This window comes from Acinetobacter sedimenti, assembly GCF_022601685.1.
GTDB lineage: Bacteria > Pseudomonadota > Gammaproteobacteria > Pseudomonadales > Moraxellaceae > Acinetobacter > Acinetobacter sedimenti.
On record NZ_JAKUML010000004.1, the window covers coordinates 191607 to 197982 of the forward strand.

Sequence of the window (6376 nt, forward strand, 5' to 3'; positions counted from 1 at the left end):
TTTTTTCAAGACTTTTCTTTATTGCGAGCCTTATGACTTCATATATGATCTTTAAGTGTTACAATCTGTGAAGCATGTTGTAAATCACCTTGTTGACACCTAATATTTCACCTCCCTATAAACAACATTCCACACTTGAGCTCATGGCTTATACAATTTCCCACACTATAATTGCACCTGCCATATATCACTTTTCAAGACAGCAACTGCCATTAGCTGCAATTGTTATTGGTTGCATGTTGCCTGATTTAACACGATTTTTTATTGACGAAACTTTTAGCCATCATTGGTTGGGCATGTTAAGTATTAATTTATGCTTTGGTATTCTGATTTTTCAATTATGGCAATTCTTCTATCGACCCGTAGTTTATGCTTTTGCAGATGTCCAAGCCCCTATTAGATTCAAACTAAATATTGACGGTATCTTTGTTTTAATCCTTGCTTTGATTTTAGGTAATGCTAGCCACTTAATTTGGGATGGCATCACCCATTTGGATCATCGCACTTTCATTGCAACTGAATTTTTATCAGAGCAAGTTCCTGTTTTAAACATACCCATGCATCTCGCTTTGCAATATGCAAGTTCAATCATTAGTGTTCCTCTACTCTACTTTGTTGTAAAACCATTTTTAGAGCAAATAAAAATACAAAAGACAAGCCAAAAGACCTACGTAACCTTTTCGAGCTTTTTTAGTTTAAAAAGTGCCTTTCTTTACACATGTGTATGCATTGCTACTGGCGTATTCTTTGGTATATACCTCTACCTCTTTGACCCAAGCTGGAGAGCGCCCAATCCTTTCACCATAAAAACTTACGGTGTAATTGCATTTTTCGCAAAGTCCATTTCACTGGCAATCTTTTCAGCATTTAGCCTGATTTGTCTTGCCCTTTATATCCATTTAATCTCATTCCACAAAAACTCGACTTGAGCCAAAGCACACAAATAGGCATAATCGCTAGTTCACAGGCGGTACGCTGTTTACGTATACGCCACAACACCCAATATAGTTTGGAAAATAGGTTTAAACATAACATGATGCGAACTCATTACTGCGGTTCTTTGACAGAAGCGCAAATCGATCAAACCGTAACATTATGCGGTTGGGTACATCGTCGCCGTGACCACGGTGGAGTGATTTTCTTAGACATGCGTGACCGTGATGGTCTAGTGCAAGTGGTGATCGACCCTGACACCCCAGAAGCATTTACCACTGCGGATAAAGCACGTTCAGAGTTCGTATTAAAGATTACAGGTCGTGTGCGTCGTCGCTACGAAGGCACAGAAAATGCCAATATGGTGAGTGGTCAAATTGAAGTGTTGGGCAAAGATATCGAAGTGCTGGCTCAATCTGAAACGCCTCCATTCCCATTAAATGATGAAAACACCAATATTTCAGAAGAAATTCGTTTGAAATACCGTTTCTTGGACATCCGCCGTCCAGAAATGTTAGAGCGTTTACGTTTCCGTTCTAAACTCACCAACCTTATTCGTAACTATTTCGAAGACAATGGTTTCTTAGACGTTGAAACGCCGATTCTCACTCGTGCAACTCCTGAAGGTGCACGTGACTATCTAGTTCCAAGCCGTGTATCTAACGGTAGCTTCTATGCTCTGCCACAGTCACCACAATTATTCAAACAATTGTTAATGGTGGGTGGTATTGATCGTTACTACCAAATCGCAAAATGCTTCCGTGATGAAGACTTACGTGCGGATCGTCAGCCTGAATTTACCCAAATCGACGTTGAAACATCGTTCATGAGTGACGATGACATTATGGATTTAATGGAAACGTTGACGGTTAAGATGTTCAAAGAACTTCTTAACGTGAATTTCGACAAATTCCCACGCATGACATACAACGATGCGATGCGTGACTATGCGTCTGACAAACCAGATATGCGTATTCCGTTGAAATTGGTTGACGTTGCAGACTTGATGCAAGACGTTGAATTCAAAGTATTCGCAGGCCCTGCCAAAGATCCTAAAGGTCGCATCGTCGCTTTACGTGTACCGGGTGCTGGCTCACTGCCACGTTCTGCAATTGATGAATACACTAAATTCGTCGGCATCTATGGCGCACGTGGTTTGGCGTACATCAAAGTCAATGAACTTGAAAAAGGCATCGAAGGCTTACAATCTCCAATCGTGAAATTCATCGAGCCAATCGTACTTGATCTATTAAAACGTGTTGGCGCTAAAAATGGCGACATCGTATTCTTCGGTGCGGACAAAGCCAAAGTCGTCAATGATGCGATGGGTGCACTGCGTGTCAAAATCGGTCACGATTTGAACCTTGCAACCTGCGAATGGGCACCGCTTTGGGTTGTAGACTTCCCAATGTTTGAAGAAACTGATGATGGTAAATGGACCTCTGTTCACCACCCATTCACACTGCCTAAATCAACTGTTGAAGAAGTGAAGAATAACCCAGGCGCTGCGCTTTCAGTTGCTTATGATATGGTATTGAACGGTACTGAAATCGGTGGTGGTTCACTGCGTATTTATAATCTCGAAATGCAAAAAGCAATTTTTGAAGCCCTAGGTATTGGCGAAGAAGAAGCAGAAGAGAAATTCAGCTTCTTACTCAACGCATTACGTTATGGTGCGCCACCGCACGGTGGTTTGGCATTCGGTCTTGACCGTCTAGTGATGCTCATGACAGGTGGTTCTTCTATTCGTGACGTGATTGCATTCCCGAAAACCAAGACTGCTGAATGTCCACTCACGCAAGCGCCTGCGCCTGTAGAAGCAACACAACTGCGTGACTTGGGTATTCGTTTACGTGAACAACCGAAGAAAGAAGATCAGGCTTAATTGATAAAGCCTTGATTTGAAAAAAAAGAAGCCTTGCAATTGCAAGGCTTCTTTTTTGACAGCTACATATTTCCATTAATCAAAAATTTCTGCTGCCGCTTGGAATGGTGAAGTGATCACATCAAATGCCACAGCGAATGGCAACAATACCAATTTTTTAGCAGGGTTGTTGCGACTACTGGTATGTTCCATTTCTTTTTTATTGGTATAGATCGACACGTGATACGGCTTGCTCAATTGCTTGAGATTTGAGTTTAGACGATCGAAGTTCTTTGCCTGCGGATAAGTCACACCACTGAGCGGAATTTCAAAACAAAACCGCTGTGCGTTCATTTGCTTATCACTATAACTACTGCACTCTTTGGCATCATTTTCAATAAAGAAGTTTAAATCGCTCTTGCTAATATCTTCTCTCAGTGCCACATAGCTCAGCTCTAAAACCCCTGTAAAGGTGCCATCATTTTTTTCAGAATAAAAATCTAACCCTCTACTTACCTTTATATTTTTAGGATTTAAACGGCTTAATACCGTGACAAAGTTCTTCCCACCGCTTGTCAGTACATAGCTATATTGTTGACCAACGATGACCACATTATCATTCGGCATATCTCGTATTGGCTTGGCAGGTTGCGCAAAAGCCACGACGGTATCTTGTAGCAAAGTTTCACGTACTGTCTTTTCGTAGCTACGCCCTGTATCTCGCATTAAAGTTGAGGTCGCACACCCCATACAACTCACTGCCAAAGCAAAAATTGTTAAACTTTTCTTCATGTTGAAACTCCTGACTTTATTTTCAATTCCATAACTTATTTTCAATTTCTTACATCAATATAGCAAAACAGCTTTTCTTTCAGAAGTACATTGTTACAATGCTACATTCTGTATTTAAATATATTCCTTGAATGTATAAAAAGCCTTTAGGCTCTGAATTTAAACAGTATTTTTGAGAAGATTTTTTAACAACAAGCTGAAGTATCAGCAGACCTCAGGACACATGATGAAAAATATTATGTCTAACACACCAAAATTCCCACAATGGACAAAATGGCTACCTATTGCCATTCCGGTTTTTATCCTACTTTTTTCTGCGATCTATACCGTTCAAGCAGGCTCTCGAAAAGTCGTCATGCGATTTGGTGAAGCGATTGGGGTCAGTGGTGAAGGTGTTCATCTCAAGATTCCATTCATCGATTCAACGAGAACAGTCGATATCAAAACACAAAAAGTTGCTACACCAACGACTGCGGCGAGTGCTGACTTACAGAATGTACAAACCGAAGTTTCACTAAACTATCGCTTGGATAAAGATAAGTTGATTCCGATTATTCGAAATACTGGACTTGATGTCGATGAAAAAATTATCGCACCTCGTATCCATGAAACGGTCAAAAGCGTCACTGCAAAATTCACAGCGGAAAAACTACTGACAGAACGCCCTATCGTAAAAGCCAATATTGATCGAAGCATGCGTGAATCCTTGAGTAAATATCACATCATCGTCGAAGATGTACAGCTGACCGATTTTCGTTTTTCTCGGGAGTTTGATGCTGCAATTGAAGCCAAGCAAACCGAAGTACAGCGCACACTGAAAGCAAAAAACATTCTTGAACGTACCAAGATTGAAGCCGAACAACGTATTACTCAAGCCGAAGGTGAGGCTGAGGCGATTCGTATTCAAGCCGAAGCGATCCGTGCGCAAGGTGGTCGTGAGTATGTCAACCTCAAAGCCATTGAAAAATGGGATGGACGCTTGCCGACCTATGCAGGTGGCGATGCCGTACCGATGATTAATATTGAGAATATTAAATAAGTTCTTTTTAAAGCTTAGCGCATAAAAAAACCGAGTGCATTCATCACTCGGTTTTTTTTATCATTTTCAATTTTATCGCTTTAAATCTCGATAAAAGTTCTCATGACTACCTAGCTTGAGCAAATACAACGTAATACTTAACTCATCGACCGAATAAGCCAACAAAACCAATTGCCTATCCATTTTGAATTTATAGACCGATACCCCAGCCAAGTCGCCAACTTTTGCGATACCAATCGTTGGGTTCGCACAGATCGCCCGAACTGCATGATCTACATCTTGTTTTTGTTGTTTGGTCAGTTTCTTAATAGTACGTTCAAATAATGGTGATTGTTGTATATTCATTTTTGATCATTAACTGAATTGGTTTTACTGAAATTGTTTTGAAGATAAATCCATCATTTATTCGTCAAAATGATACGGTGTGGTATTCCCTGCTTTGACTTGTGCCATACTCAATAATAAATCTGAAATATCCTCAAAAGTGAGATCGGGATTATCTTGTGCAATTTTGCCAATTCTTGCCCAATATTCTACTTGCTTGGTTGCACTGCGACTTTCTGCTACGCCATAGATTTTTGCAGACTCTACTATCTCACTGTCAATTTTAACCGCTGTATACGCCATGATTATTCTCATAACTGATTTTTAATGATCAGATTTTAATCTTCAATGCAACCTTTTGCAACTATAAAAAATTAATTGACACTTCATAAAATACATATATTCAAGACATAAAAAACCGAGTGCATTCATCACTCGGTTTTTTTTATTGATAAAAATCAATATTTGAAACTGGTACGCCCAGCGGGACTTAAACCACAAATTCAAATAATTGTTAAATATAGATTTATTTAAATATATAATAATCAATACCCCCAAAAGTACCCCCAATTTATTTTTCTTGATAAATTTTGACTATTCACTGATGTGGTTCCGTTAATTAGACCACTCAATTCAGTTTTATAAGTGATAAGTGCATATTCCTATATAAACCTACCATTTATTCCTATTCGTAGCCTACCAGTCATTACTATTCCAAGTAGGCCACTAATTGTAAAAATAAAATGTTTAGATGCCTATTTATCATTTGATGGGGGGAGACAACTTTCGTCCTGTTGATATTACAAACCCTTCTGGTAATGGCTTGAATTTATCATCATCTTGAGTCCAACGAGTTGACCTACTTTGAAAAGCTCTTAGTTCTTTAATATCAATTGTTGCTGCAACAACAAAATCATTTTCTCCACCTCGCACCCTTGCTAAATCACGATTAAAAGATTGTTTAGCAGGTACACGAATACGACTATCGCCATATGATCTATTATTTACAAGAATCGTATAAGCATGGACATCAAGAGCAGCTGACTCTATCAATGTAGAGAATGTCTCTAAATCTTGATTCCAACTAAGTACTGAAAGAGCATCAACTTTTCCTTGAAAACTAATTCTTGATTTACTATTTTGCAATTCAGAACAAACCATAACCCCAAAATGAAAATTATTATGTATATATATTGGCTTTTTTAGAACTTTAAATTGACCTTTTTTATTCTTATACTTCGTTCTAGAAAAATCCCACTTTTTACCATATAGACCAATCAATTCTTTGTCTTCACTTACTGCCGGTTCAAGTTTAGGTTGCCAAATTTTAGCAAATGCATAATGACCGGTAATCCCCCCTAAAAATAATAGGATCTAAAAGTAGAATTTTCTCTTAAGATACGAGCAGGAGATTCTGCATGAAA

General features: G+C 39.0%; 6 protein-coding genes and 1 pseudogene. 3 read left to right on the top strand and 4 right to left on the bottom strand.

Annotated elements, in window-relative coordinates:
- Positions 1–143: 143 nt before the first annotated feature.
- The gene (locus MKI79_RS03920) at positions 144–929 is read left to right on the top strand and encodes a DUF4184 family protein (RefSeq protein ID WP_241570756.1); all 786 of its coding nucleotides are present in this window, start codon (positions 144–146) and stop codon (positions 927–929) included.
- A gap of 104 nt (positions 930–1033) precedes the next feature.
- Positions 1034–2818: an aspartate--tRNA ligase gene (gene aspS, locus MKI79_RS03925; protein WP_241570757.1), complete on the top strand. Its 1785-nt coding sequence runs from the start codon at positions 1034–1036 to the stop codon at positions 2816–2818.
- 75 nt (positions 2819–2893) lie between these two features.
- Here aspS and MKI79_RS03930 read toward each other — a convergent pair whose 3' ends face one another.
- On the bottom strand, positions 2894–3589 hold the full coding sequence (locus MKI79_RS03930; RefSeq protein ID WP_241570758.1) for a YidX family protein: 696 nt from the start codon (positions 3587–3589) through the stop codon (positions 2894–2896).
- Positions 3590–3827: 238 nt separating this feature from the next.
- Between MKI79_RS03930 and MKI79_RS03935 the strand changes: the two genes are divergently transcribed.
- Positions 3828–4628, top strand: coding sequence for a prohibitin family protein (locus MKI79_RS03935; RefSeq protein ID WP_241570759.1), 801 nt, complete (start codon positions 3828–3830; stop codon positions 4626–4628).
- A 72-nt stretch (positions 4629–4700) separates the two neighbouring features.
- Here MKI79_RS03935 and MKI79_RS03940 read toward each other — a convergent pair whose 3' ends face one another.
- From MKI79_RS03940 to MKI79_RS03950, 3 genes and pseudogenes are all read right to left on the bottom strand, one after another.
- On the bottom strand, positions 4701–4973 hold the full coding sequence (locus tag MKI79_RS03940; protein WP_241570760.1) for a type II toxin-antitoxin system RelE/ParE family toxin: 273 nt from the start codon (positions 4971–4973) through the stop codon (positions 4701–4703).
- A 57-nt stretch (positions 4974–5030) separates the two neighbouring features.
- Positions 5031–5255 (bottom strand): ParD-like family protein, encoded by a 225-nt coding sequence (locus MKI79_RS03945; protein WP_241570761.1) that lies wholly within the window; start codon positions 5253–5255, stop codon positions 5031–5033.
- A 459-nt stretch (positions 5256–5714) separates the two neighbouring features.
- Positions 5715–6299 (bottom strand): annotated as a pseudogene (locus MKI79_RS03950) (hypothetical protein); the annotation flags it as partial.
- Between the last annotated feature and the right edge of the window lie 77 nt (positions 6300–6376).